Annotated in this window: 24 protein-coding genes; 2 read left to right on the top strand and 22 right to left on the bottom strand. The window is 51.3% G+C overall.

The genetic code is table 11. The features are described 5' to 3' along the window. Positions 1-78: 78 nt before the first annotated feature. The 4 genes from EZJ17_RS06660 to EZJ17_RS06645 all read right to left on the bottom strand — a co-directional run bounded on the left by EZJ17_RS06660 (position 79) and on the right by EZJ17_RS06645 (position 3,414). Positions 79-1,347, bottom strand: a complete 1,269-nt coding sequence (locus tag EZJ17_RS06660) for an NRAMP family divalent metal transporter (RefSeq protein ID WP_151086332.1) — start codon at positions 1,345-1,347, stop codon at positions 79-81. Positions 1,348-1,547: 200 nt separating this feature from the next. Beyond that, positions 1,548-2,537 carry a phosphatidate cytidylyltransferase gene (locus EZJ17_RS06655; RefSeq protein WP_067442665.1) on the bottom strand — a complete coding sequence of 330 codons (990 nt, stop codon included), beginning with the start codon at positions 2,535-2,537 and terminating at the stop codon, positions 1,548-1,550. A 243-nt stretch (positions 2,538-2,780) separates the two neighbouring features. Further along, entirely contained in the window at positions 2,781-2,951 is a 171-nt protein-coding gene (locus EZJ17_RS10320) for a hypothetical protein (protein ID WP_167508176.1), read from the bottom strand. Continuing rightward, entirely contained in the window at positions 2,935-3,414 is a 480-nt protein-coding gene (locus tag EZJ17_RS06645) for a hypothetical protein (RefSeq protein WP_197478820.1), read from the bottom strand. Before EZJ17_RS06645 ends, EZJ17_RS10320 begins: the two co-directional genes overlap by 17 nt. Before the next feature lie 147 nt (positions 3,415-3,561). Here EZJ17_RS06645 and EZJ17_RS06640 point away from each other — a divergent pair, with 147 nt between their 5' ends. Further along, positions 3,562-4,329, top strand: coding sequence for a BRO-N domain-containing protein (locus EZJ17_RS06640; protein ID WP_067442670.1), 768 nt, complete (start codon positions 3,562-3,564; stop codon positions 4,327-4,329). A gap of 247 nt (positions 4,330-4,576) precedes the next feature. Here EZJ17_RS06640 and EZJ17_RS06635 read toward each other — a convergent pair whose 3' ends face one another. The 11 genes from EZJ17_RS06635 to EZJ17_RS06590 all read right to left on the bottom strand — a co-directional run bounded on the left by EZJ17_RS06635 (position 4,577) and on the right by EZJ17_RS06590 (position 9,797). After that, the gene (locus EZJ17_RS06635; protein WP_067528328.1) at positions 4,577-5,077 is read right to left on the bottom strand and encodes a TIGR02594 family protein; all 501 of its coding nucleotides are present in this window, start codon (positions 5,075-5,077) and stop codon (positions 4,577-4,579) included. Between the two features lie 43 nt (positions 5,078-5,120). Then, positions 5,121-5,384 (bottom strand): hypothetical protein, encoded by a 264-nt coding sequence (locus tag EZJ17_RS06630; RefSeq protein WP_151086330.1) that lies wholly within the window; start codon positions 5,382-5,384, stop codon positions 5,121-5,123. Next, positions 5,372-5,761 carry a hypothetical protein gene (locus EZJ17_RS06625; RefSeq protein WP_067445020.1) on the bottom strand — a complete coding sequence of 130 codons (390 nt, stop codon included), beginning with the start codon at positions 5,759-5,761 and terminating at the stop codon, positions 5,372-5,374. Before EZJ17_RS06625 ends, EZJ17_RS06630 begins: the two co-directional genes overlap by 13 nt. Further along, positions 5,758-6,000, bottom strand: coding sequence for a DUF2644 domain-containing protein (locus EZJ17_RS06620; RefSeq protein WP_151086328.1), 243 nt, complete (start codon positions 5,998-6,000; stop codon positions 5,758-5,760). The genes EZJ17_RS06625 and EZJ17_RS06620 overlap by 4 nt, the downstream gene beginning before the upstream one ends. 193 nt (positions 6,001-6,193) lie before the next feature. After that, complete coding sequence (locus EZJ17_RS06615) at positions 6,194-6,610, bottom strand: hypothetical protein (RefSeq protein ID WP_067438139.1); 417 nt, start codon at positions 6,608-6,610, stop codon at positions 6,194-6,196. 1 nt (position 6,611) lies between these two features. Beyond that, positions 6,612-6,974 carry a helix-turn-helix domain-containing protein gene (locus tag EZJ17_RS06610; RefSeq protein WP_067438143.1) on the bottom strand — a complete coding sequence of 121 codons (363 nt, stop codon included), beginning with the start codon at positions 6,972-6,974 and terminating at the stop codon, positions 6,612-6,614. Between the two features lie 155 nt (positions 6,975-7,129). Beyond that, positions 7,130-7,306 carry a hypothetical protein gene (locus tag EZJ17_RS10315; protein ID WP_156496412.1) on the bottom strand — a complete coding sequence of 59 codons (177 nt, stop codon included), beginning with the start codon at positions 7,304-7,306 and terminating at the stop codon, positions 7,130-7,132. Between the two features lie 205 nt (positions 7,307-7,511). Then, complete coding sequence (locus tag EZJ17_RS06605) at positions 7,512-7,928, bottom strand: hypothetical protein (protein WP_082886381.1); 417 nt, start codon at positions 7,926-7,928, stop codon at positions 7,512-7,514. A gap of 10 nt (positions 7,929-7,938) precedes the next feature. Then, positions 7,939-8,523, bottom strand: a complete 585-nt coding sequence (locus EZJ17_RS06600; RefSeq protein ID WP_082888203.1) for a Panacea domain-containing protein — start codon at positions 8,521-8,523, stop codon at positions 7,939-7,941. Between the two features lie 188 nt (positions 8,524-8,711). Further along, on the bottom strand, positions 8,712-9,569 hold the full coding sequence (locus EZJ17_RS06595) for a KilA-N domain-containing protein (protein WP_082886385.1): 858 nt from the start codon (positions 9,567-9,569) through the stop codon (positions 8,712-8,714). A gap of 21 nt (positions 9,570-9,590) precedes the next feature. Then, positions 9,591-9,797 carry a hypothetical protein gene (locus EZJ17_RS06590; protein WP_151086325.1) on the bottom strand — a complete coding sequence of 69 codons (207 nt, stop codon included), beginning with the start codon at positions 9,795-9,797 and terminating at the stop codon, positions 9,591-9,593. 136 nt (positions 9,798-9,933) lie between these two features. Here EZJ17_RS06590 and EZJ17_RS06585 point away from each other — a divergent pair, with 136 nt between their 5' ends. Further along, positions 9,934-10,524, top strand: coding sequence for an XRE family transcriptional regulator (locus EZJ17_RS06585; RefSeq protein WP_067438152.1), 591 nt, complete (start codon positions 9,934-9,936; stop codon positions 10,522-10,524). 51 nt (positions 10,525-10,575) lie between these two features. Here EZJ17_RS06585 and EZJ17_RS06580 read toward each other — a convergent pair whose 3' ends face one another. The 7 genes from EZJ17_RS06580 to EZJ17_RS06555 all read right to left on the bottom strand — a co-directional run bounded on the left by EZJ17_RS06580 (position 10,576) and on the right by EZJ17_RS06555 (position 13,759). Continuing rightward, positions 10,576-11,604, bottom strand: coding sequence for a hypothetical protein (locus EZJ17_RS06580; RefSeq protein WP_067438156.1), 1,029 nt, complete (start codon positions 11,602-11,604; stop codon positions 10,576-10,578). A gap of 119 nt (positions 11,605-11,723) precedes the next feature. Continuing rightward, a complete protein-coding gene (locus EZJ17_RS06575; protein ID WP_151086323.1) occupies positions 11,724-12,221 on the bottom strand; it encodes a hypothetical protein in 498 nt (165 codons plus the stop codon). Position 12,222: 1 nt separating this feature from the next. After that, positions 12,223-12,378 carry a hypothetical protein gene (locus tag EZJ17_RS10310; protein ID WP_156496273.1) on the bottom strand — a complete coding sequence of 52 codons (156 nt, stop codon included), beginning with the start codon at positions 12,376-12,378 and terminating at the stop codon, positions 12,223-12,225. Beyond that, positions 12,379-12,801: a recombination protein NinB gene (locus EZJ17_RS06570; RefSeq protein WP_067438161.1), complete on the bottom strand. Its 423-nt coding sequence runs from the start codon at positions 12,799-12,801 to the stop codon at positions 12,379-12,381. Beyond that, positions 12,798-13,352, bottom strand: a complete 555-nt coding sequence (locus EZJ17_RS06565; RefSeq protein ID WP_067438163.1) for a recombination protein NinG — start codon at positions 13,350-13,352, stop codon at positions 12,798-12,800. Before EZJ17_RS06565 ends, EZJ17_RS06570 begins: the two co-directional genes overlap by 4 nt. Continuing rightward, positions 13,339-13,572: a hypothetical protein gene (locus EZJ17_RS06560; RefSeq protein WP_067438166.1), complete on the bottom strand. Its 234-nt coding sequence runs from the start codon at positions 13,570-13,572 to the stop codon at positions 13,339-13,341. The genes EZJ17_RS06565 and EZJ17_RS06560 overlap by 14 nt, the downstream gene beginning before the upstream one ends. After that, entirely contained in the window at positions 13,559-13,759 is a 201-nt protein-coding gene (locus EZJ17_RS06555; protein WP_067438169.1) for a hypothetical protein, read from the bottom strand. Before EZJ17_RS06555 ends, EZJ17_RS06560 begins: the two co-directional genes overlap by 14 nt.

The raw sequence follows: 13,759 nt of genomic DNA, 5'->3' as shown, positions 1-13,759 counted from the left end.
GGCTACCTGAAAAATTAGCTTCGGTTTGACTGCGTTGAAGCTGCATTTTCAGGTAGCCTTTTGCCCGGCGGCCGATGCTTATTTGAGGGAATCCAACAGGCCGCTCAAGTTCAGCAGGAACAGCAGGGTAAATCCAGTGAGGTAGATGAGGCCGATGATGGCGAGGAAGTTCATGCCGGTGGTGAGCTTATGGCGTTTATCGCCTTTCACGAGGCGGTAGTTGAGCCAGGCAAACACGGGGGCGGAGAGGAAGGCGGTGATCATGGCGAATTTGAGCAGTTCGGCCATGGCACTGTTGAACCAGAAAATCACGGCCAATCCGGAGCCGGCCACCCAAGTATTCCAGGCAAAGAGCTCGATATTGCCGGTTTTATCTTTGCCGCGCAGCAGGCGGATGGGTTCGGCAATGGCGCGTGCGTAGCCGTCTACCACGGTAATCGTGGTGCCATACATGCAGGCGAAGGCGATAAAGGCCACCAGCGGTTTCGACCAGCTGCCAATGGTAACGGCATACATATTGATCAGTTGGCTCACGTATTTGCCACCTGCCATCTGCACTTCTTCGCCGTTGCCGTATTGCACATACGCGCCCAAAGCAAGAAACACCACGGCCAGCACGGCGCTGGTGATGTAGCCGACGTTGAAGTCGAAAATGCCGTCGCGGTAGCTGGAAGGATTGAGCCGTTGTTTTTCGGTTACCCACAGCGAATTGATGGCCGAAATTTCAATCGGTGCCGGCATCCAGCCCATCAGTGCGATGAGGAAACCCAAGGCGGTGAATGTCCACGGCGTAGGCTCGATAAAGTCGGGCTTCATCTGCATGCCGCGCGACATGGCGATGGCGGCAGCGGCCACGGTGGCGATGGTGAGGCTCACGATGATGATTTTGGAAACATTATCCAAAGCCTTGTAGCGCCCGCTGGCCAGGATAATCAGGCAGGAAGCCATAATCAGCGCGGAGATTGCGCCTACATCCAATGTTAGCGAAGGAATCGCCATTTTGACGATGGCGGCAGTGACCACCGCCACTGCGCCGGCATTAATCGTGGCCGATGCCACACACAAAATCAGGAATACCCACAGATAAAAGCGGCTTTTCTCGGCATAGCCCTCAATCAGGCTTTTGCCCATGTCCAATGTGTAGTGTGCGCTGAAACGGAAAAATGGGTATTTAAACAGGTTGGTGAGGATGATGATCAGTGCAAGCTGCCAGCCGTAGAGTGCGCCGGCCTGGGTGGAAGCAATCAGGTGTGAGCCGCCCACTGCTGCCGAGGCCATCATGATTCCAGGGCCAAGCGCATTGATGCGGCTTTTCCAAGTTGAAGTGTGTGCGTGGTGTTCAGACATAAAATTCCCGCCTGGTGAGGCGTCCTTCACGAAAAAAAGGCGCATTTTAACGTAAATCAAAACGCGCCCTAATAAATATTTGGCTATTTTATATTTTATTTAATCAAAATTATTCTATTTCAAGCAGAAATGGGTATATCACAAGCATAATGTGCTATGAAACTTTTTTCAGGTAGCCTGGTATCGCTTTTTACTTGCCGTTAGCCGTGCCAATAGTAGCGGACGATGTGGAAAAAAATCGGTGCGGCAAAGCAGATGGAATCCACACGGTCGAGCATACCGCCGTGGCCGCGTATCAAGTTGCCCCAGTCTTTCACGCCGTAGTCGCGTTTGATGGCGGACATCACCAGCCCGCCAAAGAAGCCCATCAGGCAGATGGTAAAACCGATGGCTGCGGCCTGGCCGTGGGTAAATGGAGTAATTGGCGACATCAATGCGGCGAGCGCGGTGGCAGACAAAATGCCGCCCACCGTGCCGGATACGGTTTTAGATGGGGAAAGCGAAGGCATGATTTTGGCACCGCCCACCAGTTTGCCCCAAACGTATTGCAACACGTCTGAAGCCTGTACCACGCCGATCAGGAAAATCAGCAACAGGATATTGCTGCTTCTGTCGAAGCCGTCTAAGTTTAGGAATATTAGGGCGGGAACATGGGAGAGGCAGAAGATGCAGATCATCGCCATCCATTGCGTTTTGGCTGCGCGTTCGAGGAAATGAGCGGTTTGGCCGCTTAGGCTGGCGATAATCGGCAACACCAAAAAGCCGTACACGGGGATGAAAATGCTGAACATGCCGTACCAGCCGTCATAAACAAAATAATATTGCACCGGCAACAGCAGGTAGAAGCAGGTTACCATGCTGTAATAATCGCTGCGGCGGCGATAAACGAGGGTCATGAATTCGCGCAGGGCGGCAAACGAAATCAGGAAAAACAACACCACCGTACCGGTTTTGCCAAACCAGAAGGCGGCCAGCAGCACCAGCGTCATCAGCCACCAAGTATAGATGCGGGCGTTGAGGTTGGCGATGGTGGCATTGCCTGTGCCGTTTTTGCGTTTCAGCCATTGCCCGATGATGCTGGCGAAAATCAATACGGCAAATACGCCGGTAAAGATATAGCTCACCTGTGGGGTGAGATGAGCGGCGGTTTGTTCGGTGGTGATTTGGCTGGATGTGTTGGCAAAGCTCATGATGCTTCTCCTGTGTTTTGGTGCGGCTCACTGTGTTCGTTTGGGCGAACATCGTTGCCCTCGTTTTGGCGAAGCTCACTCCGTTCGCTTTCAGACGGATTCAAAGTCACGAGAATTTTATATAACCCATTGATTTAGCTAATTTACCGCTTGCTAAAACTTTGGATACCTTGGCCGTATTAAACCATACGCTGGCAAACTTTGTCCAAACTCTTTATTAGCCATCGTTGTACTAGTGGCTGCCTACCTCGGCCATGCCTTGATTAGGCCGTCATGCCGTGCCGCACAGTCGTTATACAGATGCACCACTTCCAGCGCCCACGGCAGCATCACCTTGCCCGTTGTTCCCGACAATTCGGGCAGCCTTGGGCAGGGCATAGCCAAATCGGCCGGCGGCTCAATGGCGCTCGGCAATGGCGGCGTTGAGGACTTGCACCCCGGAAGCATCAACGCAATCGCCAGTAAACACAGGCCGCTCGATAATTTGCTGTACCACTTCACGCCTTACCCTCACTTTCTCGTCCGCTTTGGACTTCTCTTGTTGATATTCCACGCTTGCCGCATGGGCGGTTTTTTGATGCTTCTGCTTTTGCTCGGCCAGTTTGGCATTGATGGCTGCCGTGGCCGCAGCATAGCCCGCTTGGTAGCGCAGCTTGCCGTATTGCACTTCGCCGTATATCACGGCCAGCAGTACCACACCGCCGAGTAGCGGCTTCCAGTATTTCAATATCCATGTCATGGGATTCCTTTCTTTATGTTGCCAATCAAGAGAAAACACGCTACTATATCCACGCTGTTCAATAGCAGCACAGGCTTGGCGGCCTGTTTTCTTCAGTATCGGACGCATCAATGCCGCATCTGCGGTTTTTGTTGTCATTGCGCTTACCCTTTGGGCAAGAGCGTGTGGGAAGCCCGTAAAGCTTGCTGTGCCCCGTCCGGTACCACAGTCCGCCAACCTGCACGTTTCTGCCCTCCCCGCTTGGCGGCGGGAGGCAGGTTTTCAAACTTGTTACCGGAGCGCAAAATGCAAACTCAACTTTCTCTTTCTTTCCGCAACGTATCCTTTGATATTACCGACATCCACGGCCAGCCTTGGTTAAGGGGCTTGCAAGTTGCAAGTGCCTTGGGATACAAAAATCCAGCGGCTGATATTGTCAATCTCTACAATCGCAACGCCGACGAATTTACCGACAGCATGACCCAAGTCATCGAACTGCCCACCGCCGGCGGTAAGCAGCAGGTACGCGTATTCAGCCTGCGCGGCTGCCACCTTCTCGGCATATTGGCTCGCACCAAAGTAGCCAAAGAGTTCCGCCGCTGGGTGCTGGACGTGTTGGAGAAAGAAGTTTCAGGCAGCCCCCAAACCCGCAAAGCCCTACCGTCCGGCCTGACCTACGAGCAGCAGGAACAAGTCAAAGCCCTACACCGTATGCTGGTGGGAGCCGTGCCGAGAGAACATCAGGCCAAGCTGGCTATTACCTTGTGGAGCAGCATCAAATCCAAATTCAAAGTCGGCTACAAAGACGTGCCGCCCGAACAGTTCCTTGAAGTGTTGAGCCTGATGAGCCGCGTGGCGGTGGAGAAGGGCGTACAGTACAGCGAAGCCGACACCGTGAACTTGGAAACCGTGCCGAAGCTGTTTGCCAATCAGGCCAATATCCCGTTCAACCTGAACCGCAACGCCTACTACGCCGTTACAGTGAAGGGCGGCAAAATCTACCGCCATCTCGTCAGCTACATCACCTCTCCGTATGAAGACGGCATGATTCCGTGTCTGGCGCATCAGGTGTAAGATACTGTTGTTTCCGATAGCAATATCGGTAGGAATCTGTTTCCCGCTAGGTTGAGACAGTGACAGCAGGGCATCGGGCAACCGGTGCCCTTTGCCTTACCCCTGGATTTCTGAGGGCAAATCGTTTATGATTCACGTAGTCGTCAGTCTCCATGCCGCCGCTCCGAGATTGATGATTAGAGACCCCGCCAACCCGCCTGTTTGCGGGGTTTCGCCTGTTCGGGCAGTTTGTTTCTGCCGGCCATAGTTACGCCTCGTTTCTGCTCAGCTTCCCGTCGCTCTGCAACAGCGGCAGCGTATAGCGCCCTTCTGCGGGATAAGCGGGTTTGCCGCCTTTGTTCGGCCACAGGTAGGCAATCACGCGGCTCTTGGCAAACGGTTTGATATTGACCGCGTCGCCCTGGTTGCCGCCCAATACCATCAGGTTGCCCTGCCTGTCCTGCCCGACCACAAAGCCCACATGCCCGCCGCCCTGCCGCTCGAATACCACGATGCAGCCGTAGGCCGGCTTCGCCAAACGGGTTGCGCCTTTTGCCCAGGATTTCGCCCGATACCATTCTTTTGCAATATCCCTGCCGGCTGCCTGCAGACAGTGGCCGACAAACGTTCCGCACCACGGCGTTTTGGTATCGCTCCACCAGCCTTTCAAAGCCCGTACCCACATAGGGATGGTTTTTAAGCCGCGGGCATCCCGTTCGTGCATACCGATGTATTTTCTTGCTTCGTCAATCCACGGCAATTCTGTCATTTCGTTTCCTTTCTGGTTTTCAGGTAGCCTAAAATTCTGCCGTCTAGCGGCGTGCCTTGAAGGCGGGATTAGCGCGGCAGCTGTCGGCAAACTCTTCCAGCCTTTTGGTGTACACGGCGGCGGTGTGCAGGGATTGGGTCAGCAGTTCCACGGCCTTGTCTTGGCCGGTACCGGCTCTGATTTGCGCCGCCGGCAGCCGGGGGGCGTCGGTGCTGGGTTTCGGTTTGCTGCAGACGGTCGGGTAGTGGGCGGGGCCGGTGCAGGCCGCCAGGCCCAGCAGTGCGGCGGTCAGGATTATTTTTGCCATAGTCTGTTTATCCTTCTCAGGTTGTTAGCGGTCTCGCGTCCGACTTTTTCAGGTGGCCTGAAGGCGGCGGCCGGATGTTTGGCAGCCAGCTCGGCGCGCATCTGTGCCAGTTTTTGCGCCTGGGCACGGAGTTCTGCCCGGCTGCCGGCATTGTCCAGCTTGGCGCTTTGCAGTGCGGCGGTTTGGCTCTGTATCAGGCCGTCCTGCGCCACCATGATCTCCAGCAGTTCGTCCCGCTCGGCCGCCAAGGCCGCCAGTTCGGCATTCTTGCCCGCCAGCGCTTCGGCAAAGCCGTACCACGAATAGGCGGTAAAGCCGGCCAGCGCACCGCAAATCACGATGGCGGCGGTGCAGTGTTTGGGCAGTCTCGGCTTCATGATGCCCCTCCTTGTTCGTCCCGAGAGGCGGCCGGCCGCCGGCCGAGGATGCTGATGGCCTTGTTGGTGCTGTTCGCGCCGTAGCAGGCGCAGATGTAGGCCAGGTAGAAATCAAAGTGCAGGCTGCCCTTGTATGCCTGCCAGCCGATCACCGCGCTGCACACCACATGCCCGCTGAACATCACGACTTTGGACAGGCTGGCGGTACCGCCGCCGTATCCGGTCAGTAAGCCCCTCATAGATACGCTCCCAATCTCGCGGCGGCGGTTTCCAACTGCGCGCGCGTTGCCGCGTCCAATTCCTTTTCCGCATACACGGCCAGATAGCCTGCCACGCGCCCGCCTTTTTTAACGGGGTAGCGGTATATGAGATTTAACTAACAACACAAAAGCAGCCCGAAGGCTGCTTGAGGCATACTGCTCTAATCAATTTTTAGCTTGGGTTTGGAGTGATGTATTCCCCTTCCCACAGGGGCATTCCTGCATCCAAGGTGGTAAGGTTTAATTCCATCTGAAGATGAATACCTACCGCAATTTGCGAATATTCATGTAATTTCGCCACTAGCGCGGGGTTTCTGCCTAATGCTTGTTCCGGGGTTTGCCCGTCTACGCCTTCTAAGCGAAAAAACACCATATATTCGGATTCGAGGGCGAAAATCTCTTCATCCTCCCCATTCGCAATCCGAAATTGTACTTGGGGACGGATTAAAATCTGGTCATTTTCTTCATTCAGAAACAGCTTACCTCGGGTGATGGTGAGGCTTCTGTTGATTCCCGATATATCAATACCCTGCCCACCAAGACGTTTGGTTGACGAGCCCTGTTTGATGTCGAGCAGTTGTATTTTCACTTTACACCTCCAGCGCTAGCGGCCTGAAGTTGCCGATGTGGTAAGGCTGTCGCTTAGATAAGTTGGTTATAGGGGAGTCGGATGTAATACTCAAAACCCGTCCATATTCTGCTTGCAGCTTATCTTCGGTAGAAATCACAATTTTTTCATCCAGCGCAAATAACATAGAAACCATGGTTTCTATAGTCAGATTATTGCTGCCGCCCATAATCCTAGAAACAAGTGATTTACTTTTGCCCGTGAGTTTGGCCAGGTCGGTATAGGAGAGTTTTTTCTCATCCAAGAGGTTATTCAGCATGATGGCGAAATCTACCTTCGCCTCTTCTTGAGCTTTTATCAGTTCGTAATTTTCTATTTTATTCATGATACCAAATGCTCCAATGACAACACATTTTGCAGTTGCCGATAAGCTTTTTCCAAATCTGATGATTTAGTTTTCTGCCATTTTTTCAACACGCTATGGCTAAGCAGGAGACAGCCTTTTGAGTTCGGGATATTTATACAATAAACACGAATCGGCTATTTGATGAACTCATACACGGTGAAGCCGTGTGCCTTGCCGGCCTCATGAAACATCTTCGGTGTCAGTCTTTCGCCGTTGGCGAAGCGCTGCATAATAGCTTGGATACTAGCCTCATGGCGGACGGTTTGGGCGGATTGCCGGTAGCTATCCAGCTCATGCTCTAAGCCAGACAACTCTTCCCCATCTTCGCAGAGTACATATAAAGGGCGTATGCCATTGTATAGCAGTTTAGGTTTCATTGTACACTTATAAGTAAACTATGGGCATCAAATTTATCCAACAACACACCTGGGCAAACTAAGTTCCATCATACCGCAGCCGCAATAAAAAAAGCAGCCCGAAGGCTGCTGAAAAAGCCCGCACGGGGCGGGCTGAGGATTATGCCATAGCAAATTTAGCAATCAGGAGCTTAACCTCCCTGCTGGCATATCGCGATGTTGATGCGCCGGCAATGATACGGCTCAACAGCTCCGCGCTGCACGGTGGTTTCACAGAGAACACTCCTTCGTGTACACGTTTTTCTATATGTTCTACAGCATCAATCCTAGCATCACGGTAGCGTACATAACTGTCATGCTGGACAAATGGGTGTTCTCCCGATTTGATGATACAGGCATTGTCATATGGGATATTTGCCCGGATAGAAGAAATGCCGACAGAAAGAACCTGTGGCTTACTCCCACGACTGGGTAAGATGCAAGGATTAACTAGAATGGTAAATAAGTGCTGATAACTGCCCGGTCCGGAAGGGATGAGCAAGCATTCTCCTTGTCCGCATTGCCACAATTGAGACATGCCATCGTCCTTACTGGAAAGAACGATTGATGTAAGCCTGTTCTTCCAGCCTTTCTACAATCGCTACGGCTTGTTCGTCACTATAACCAAGCACAGACAACAGTTTTTTGATAGGAATAGGCCGGCTTGAGCCGTGGGGGTCTTCCCATTCCGGGCATAGCCCGTTGTGGGTCATGTTACGCAATTCCCATGCAGAATAATGACCGTACTCTTTCCAAACCGATTCCAGCACTTCCAAATCAGCCTCAGACAATGCCAGTAAGTCTTGCTCAGGCGTCCGAATCATACTTGGGTCGCGCAAAGCAAGCATCCTGTCTTCGCGGTCGGTAACCCATGTTGCCCATCCGTTCGGGACAGACTCATGCCCGCCGTTAATGAAATCCAAAGTCATAGAGAGTACCGGGCCATGCGGCATTGAAACCAACGCATCTCCTGTCAGTCCTTCCCCGAAACGGGAAAAAGACTCACGCTCAGCCAAGTACATCAGCTTCACCAGCTTCAGCACTTCAAGCTTGCCGTTTGCCTTGTACAGCATGAAGGCGGCTGCTTGGGCAGCCTTCGGCTCTTGGAAAAGGGTGTCGTTATGCGGTTTCATACTTTTGATTATATGCGGGTGGCTGCAAAACAGGCAATTTAATTCGGCATATTTCCGTACATTTTACATCTTTTCCGTATATTTCAGCATATTCCAGCATATTTCAATCCAACATCCCTCCCGCTCCTTTATTGAACTAGTTCGAACCCAGCCCCGTGATGCGTTCGCGGGGCTGGGCTACCTGAAAATCAGGCGTTGAGCTGGTGATAGCTAGCTTTCTCCGCACTATCGCCATCCCAAGGGAAGTATTGGAAATACTCGTTATCGGGTACTCTGATGCCTGCCTGTTCGGCCACGTTGCGCAGGAACATGATGCTGTCGGCGGCATGGTCGTTCAGGGTGGCGGCCAGGCGGCGGTTCAGCCCTCGCAAGGCTAGCCGGTGCTGATAGATAAATTCGGCACAGTACAGGCTGTTGAGGACTGCACCCTGCAAGTTGCGCAATGGCTTGGGCTGCATATTTTCAGGCAGCCTGTCCAACACTTCGCTGCTAATACCGTTATGCAGCATCAAGCTGTGAACGTAGGCCACCGCAGAGGGCAACAGCGGGGCGGCGATTTGGTCGATATGCGCCACACCGAAGCGCTGATGCACCATGCGGTAGGCAGCCGAATAATCGATGCCGCAGCGGGCTACCAGCAGCTTGACCGCATCCACCAGGCCGCGCCGCTCGTCTATCGTGGTTTGGGCAGATGGCAGAGCTTCGGGAGCGTGCAGGCTGCCTGAAATTACTGCATCGAAGGTTCGGATAACCTGTAAGAAGAATTTAGCGGAAACCCAAGTGGCATAGGCATACACTAGCTCCTTGCAGACGAATGTACCGCTTTGGTTACCACCTTTAACAACTTTGATAACGTGTTGATTCTTATCCAAAGCAGGAAATCCTGCTTTGGAAATTTCATCAACTAAATCAATTGATTGTTGGTTTTTTAGCCATAGCGACGGTTTGTGCCGGTTTTCAGCCCCACTAGCCCTATGTAGATCATTGAGAGAATAAAGATTTTCAGTTTGTCGGATAGTTATGTTAGCTATTGATACTGTTCTCATGGTAGAATACTTCCGCTTAGATTAATTTGTAATGGATTTAAGTGCCTGTGTCCCAGTAGCTGCAACTACTGGGGCAATTTTATTACGCTCACAATTCCTACAGTCTTTGATTATACTTACAATTTCACCAGAAACGGTGCGTACATTGTTCGTGGCTCTTGACTGAATCCATTCAGCTATATCCAGAGGGACTCGAACCGAAACTAATTTTGTTTCTTTTTTCAACATAATATATACTCCTAATATAGTTCAAAATCATCATCCATTTAAAGATGATAAAGCTATATTAGACTATCGAAAAGATAATTTCAAGCTATTTTTATACAATCTAAGATAATTTCAAGCTATTTTTATACAATCTAAGATGATTTCAGATTTTTCTACTCTTTTAAAAGCCTGTCGAATTAAAGCTAAACTATCCCAGAAGGAGTTAGCTGAGAAGGCTGGTACCACGCCTGCTTTAATCTCCAAGTACGAGTTAGGCAAGGTTATGCCACGCACAGAGACGATAGCTAAGCTAGCAGCTGTTCTTCATGTCCCTTTAGAAGATATGCTAAACAGTGTCTCTGCTTTTGACGTGAGATCACCGGTAGTCTCTATCCCCATAGGGAATAACAGGGAACTTTTCTTATCTGAAGAAGAATTAAGAAAGCATGGGCTTAATCCGTTAAACCTGTTGGCTATAGAACAGCAGGGGGACGCAATGAGACCCATCTTGAATGATGAAGATGTGTTTTTAGTAGATGTCAGTAAGCAAAAGGTATTTGATGGAAAGATTTATGCTATCAGCGATAAGGAGAATAAAATCATCCGTAGTTATATGCTGATGAATTTATTAGATGGGTCTTTGAGACTTGTTAGCTTTAGTCCACATTACCCGGATATGGAGATAAATCGAGACGATATAGAAATTATTGGAGAGATAGTTTGGAGGAGCGGCTTTATAATCCGTTGATATATATTTAAAACAAAACCCCCTGCGAATGCAAGGGGCTTTGATTATTGGTTACTTCATCGTCATACTGACTTCTACATCCGTATCGGTAATAACGCAACGTGCGCGGTACTCTATTTCCATGCCAGCGTTATTTTTTGCAGTAAAGCCACGGGTAACAACAATATTCCCTGTCGCCCCGATAGATGTTCCTGTATCAAGGATATGCCCGCTAAACGTGGATGGGTTTGCTAATTGCCGCTTAATAGCAGCATCGCATAGGTTGATAGCAGCGGCTTCATCAACCTGCTTATCCTGCACAGCCGTAACAGATGCTTGGCCTTTAATATCAGCCTCGGAAACATAGAAACGCTTACCGTTGGCGCAATCGGCGAAGAATACAATCTGACTGCGCGGCTTACTCTTGCTGTCAGAAACCTCTACGATTTCCACCCTATCGCAAGTGGATTCACTGGCTACAAGTAAAGCCGCTTGTGGTAGTAGCTCGTTGATTTTCGCAACGCCTGCTCTGCCCCAACGCTGGTAAAGTTTCGGGTAGTCTTTTTGCGTGTATTTGAAATCCAAAATACCAGCAGCAATTTTGGATTCTGGAGAGACAGTAGAAGATTGGCTGGCTTGGCTGCCTCCACTAGACGAGCCTCCACCATCACAACCCCTGCCAAGTGAGAAAAACACACAGACGGCAAAGAGTATCCAGAGCACCTTTTTAACTGGGATTTTTTGTTTAGTTCCCACGCCGTTTTCAGGAGTATTTTTTTTGATTTTCACTCCTTTTTGTTGTTTAGTTCCCACACTAGCTAATGTTTTGCGCTGTATCCAATTCTGCCTACGGACTTCCAAATCTTGCGGCTCGTCAAATAACGCGGTACGCAATGTTTTGATAAATGCTTCATTTTGCTCTATCAGCAACCGCCTACCATCAAACAGGTGGATTTCAATTACGCCGCCGCTTTCTTCGCTATATGATTCAATATCGATTAGATAAATCTTTGTTTTCCTGTTGAAAACAATAAATGAATCATTATAAGCAGCTGGAGCTTTCGGGAAGTCTCCTGCCAGCACTTTGATTAAACGCATCATCTTCTGGCTCTCTTGTGTAGTTGAGAATATTACTAAATCTTAACAAAACCATTACAACAGTTCAAACAACAGCGAGCAAATATACATATTTTTACACAACATAGCCGCACAAGCACAAACTACCCAATAATCCCCGCTTGCCTAAACTCTGGCTCCAGTTTACAAATGGCGCTATTGAGCAGCCCAGCCACGATTTCCCCAACCTGTTTCTTTTTCCGCCACAACGTTACTCGCCCAATATCAAATCTATCCTGAATCTCTGTTTGCTTCGGGCTACCTGAAAAAATATGAGACAACAGGGCATCACAGAGCAACAAGGAAATGCCTTGCTGCTGTTCTAAGATGTAGCTGCTCAAATCCACGATACGGCTTAACTTGCTGCCGTATTGGGCTTCTACAGCACAAAGCTCCAAATGGTTCAGCAGTCGTTCCACCCTTGCCCGTATCATCGCACTGTTGGCGTGCCAGTCATGTTGTGTCATCCCTTGTCCGCCGCCACGACTTACGCCCTTATCCTCCACCCAGTGGCAAATTTGTGCGGTATTGTTCAATGGCTCAATCCGCATACAAGATAAGCGGTAGGCGTGGCTCAATGCTGCTTCGACTGACTGGTACATGCTATTTCCTGTTCATCTGTTTGGATAGTAGTTTCTTGATACGGCGGCGTTTCATTACTCGATACCAGCGGCTTGCCCGGATTTTTGCCTTGCGCTGCCGTTGGGCTTCACGGCGGGCTACTTCATCAAAGGTCGGGTCTTTGTAGGTTTGCGGCATTTACCCCTCCGCCCTTCCGCCAAACTCCACCCCGTTGCCCGCCGCCCACGCCTGGATATACTCAATCAAACTCGCCGTACGCCGCACCCCCATCCGCGCCGTACTCTCCCGTAGGTTGATGACTTCGCCCTCCAAGCCAATCGCCATTTCAGCCGTGCCGCCGGTGGCAATCCGATGCCCGGAGACAAAAATCATCTTCCATTGCTCGATTGAGAGTTTTTGGCCGTTAAAGGTTTTCTGTTTCGCAATATCCCCCAGCATCGCGTGCAGCTTGGCATTTTGCGCATCCGAACGTTTCCGCTCCCGCACTTCCACAATGACCTTTTCATGCGACTGCAATAGCGTTCCCGCCATCTCATACGCCAGCTTCATCACATCCCGCTTGTTTTTCTTGTCCAGCACCCGCTCAAACTTTTGGCTCATTCGATTTCCCTCGCCTTCCGGCGGTACTCCGCCGCCAGTTCGCGCAGCTCTTCTTTCGTCCACTTCCGCACTTCATGGTCGGCATCCAGCTCCTCCACCCGCGCCTGCCCGATGCGTTCAATCAAGCCCTGCCGGTAGCCGCGGATATTGCCGCTCTCGTACAGGTTGCAGCGCACACAGCCACCATGCACATTGGCCTCGTCAAACCGCAGCTTGCCGCTCCTGCCCGCCGGCACATAGTGGCAGGCTTGGAAATTGTCCTTCCACGGCGCACCGCAGCTGATGCAAGGCCTGCCCCTGTCCCGCAGCCGGATGTAGCGGTTAAACGCCGCCTGCGCCTTCTTGGTCAGCTCCGGTATGGTTTCCAGCCTATGCCGCAGCGCCTTGGTCCTTGCCCGTTCCTTGCGCTTGGCTTCCCGCTCTGCCTTGGTAGCCGCCTTGCGCTTCTGCTCACGCCGATACTCAATGCCGCAGGTTATGGAACAGACAAGCTGCCCCATCCTCTGCTTCTCAAACACCGTGCCGCATACTTTGCATTTACGCCCGGCCATCCCGCTTCCTCCCGCGCCAAACCGCCCGGTAGCGTTGCGGGTATGATGTGATGTAGCCCCGGTATTCGCGCCAGCATTCCGATACGAACAGCCAAGCCCCGGCCAAAGCCGTGAATATCAGCAACAGCACAAAGCCAATCAACAGCACCACGGGCGAAGTCAGGATATACAGCCATCTGTGCTGCTCGTAACGTTGTAAAAATTCATCAATCGATTCCATGTTGTTTCCTCACTTTCTCCAAAATCTCTTCACGGGTCGGCGCACCGGACATGGCAGTCAGCTGGTGCAACATCTTCTCCTGCAGCTTCCTGTTCGGCCGGCAGCGGCGGATTTGTTCGGCACAGCATTCCGGGCAGCGGAAGTTCAGCACAGGGCCGGTAGGCGGGCAGCAGGGGCAGGTGTCCAT

This window comes from Eikenella exigua (assembly GCF_008805035.1).
Lineage (GTDB): Bacteria > Pseudomonadota > Gammaproteobacteria > Burkholderiales > Neisseriaceae > Eikenella > Eikenella exigua.
The sequence above is the reverse complement of the archived record's forward strand: the minus strand, read 5'-3'. Positions and strand labels throughout refer to the sequence as shown.

Coding starts and splice junctions, on each gene's coding strand:
- EZJ17_RS06660 (WP_151086332.1), bottom strand. CDS start 1,347: ATGTCTGAACACCACGCACACACTTCAACTTGGAAAAGCCGCATCAAT.
- EZJ17_RS06655 (WP_067442665.1), bottom strand. CDS start 2,537: ATGAGCTTTGCCAACACATCCAGCCAAATCACCACCGAACAAACCGCC.
- EZJ17_RS06645 (WP_197478820.1), bottom strand. CDS start 3,414: ATGACAACAAAAACCGCAGATGCGGCATTGATGCGTCCGATACTGAAG.
- EZJ17_RS06640 (WP_067442670.1), top strand. CDS start 3,562: ATGCAAACTCAACTTTCTCTTTCTTTCCGCAACGTATCCTTTGATATT.
- EZJ17_RS06635 (WP_067528328.1), bottom strand. CDS start 5,077: ATGACAGAATTGCCGTGGATTGACGAAGCAAGAAAATACATCGGTATG.
- EZJ17_RS06630 (WP_151086330.1), bottom strand. CDS start 5,384: ATGGCAAAAATAATCCTGACCGCCGCACTGCTGGGCCTGGCGGCCTGC.
- EZJ17_RS06625 (WP_067445020.1), bottom strand. CDS start 5,761: ATGAAGCCGAGACTGCCCAAACACTGCACCGCCGCCATCGTGATTTGC.
- EZJ17_RS06620 (WP_151086328.1), bottom strand. CDS start 6,000: ATGAGGGGCTTACTGACCGGATACGGCGGCGGTACCGCCAGCCTGTCC.
- EZJ17_RS06610 (WP_067438143.1), bottom strand. CDS start 6,974: ATGAATAAAATAGAAAATTACGAACTGATAAAAGCTCAAGAAGAGGCG.
- EZJ17_RS06605 (WP_082886381.1), bottom strand. CDS start 7,928: ATGTCTCAATTGTGGCAATGCGGACAAGGAGAATGCTTGCTCATCCCT.
- EZJ17_RS06600 (WP_082888203.1), bottom strand. CDS start 8,523: ATGAAACCGCATAACGACACCCTTTTCCAAGAGCCGAAGGCTGCCCAA.
- EZJ17_RS06595 (WP_082886385.1), bottom strand. CDS start 9,569: ATGAGAACAGTATCAATAGCTAACATAACTATCCGACAAACTGAAAAT.
- EZJ17_RS06590 (WP_151086325.1), bottom strand. CDS start 9,797: ATGTTGAAAAAAGAAACAAAATTAGTTTCGGTTCGAGTCCCTCTGGAT.
- EZJ17_RS06585 (WP_067438152.1), top strand. CDS start 9,934: ATGATTTCAGATTTTTCTACTCTTTTAAAAGCCTGTCGAATTAAAGCT.
- EZJ17_RS06580 (WP_067438156.1), bottom strand. CDS start 11,604: ATGATGCGTTTAATCAAAGTGCTGGCAGGAGACTTCCCGAAAGCTCCA.
- EZJ17_RS06575 (WP_151086323.1), bottom strand. CDS start 12,221: ATGTACCAGTCAGTCGAAGCAGCATTGAGCCACGCCTACCGCTTATCT.
- EZJ17_RS10310 (WP_156496273.1), bottom strand. CDS start 12,378: ATGCCGCAAACCTACAAAGACCCGACCTTTGATGAAGTAGCCCGCCGT.
- EZJ17_RS06570 (WP_067438161.1), bottom strand. CDS start 12,801: ATGAGCCAAAAGTTTGAGCGGGTGCTGGACAAGAAAAACAAGCGGGAT.
- EZJ17_RS06565 (WP_067438163.1), bottom strand. CDS start 13,352: ATGGCCGGGCGTAAATGCAAAGTATGCGGCACGGTGTTTGAGAAGCAG.
- EZJ17_RS06560 (WP_067438166.1), bottom strand. CDS start 13,572: ATGGAATCGATTGATGAATTTTTACAACGTTACGAGCAGCACAGATGG.
- EZJ17_RS06555 (WP_067438169.1), bottom strand. CDS start 13,759: ATGGACACCTGCCCCTGCTGCCCGCCTACCGGCCCTGTGCTGAACTTC.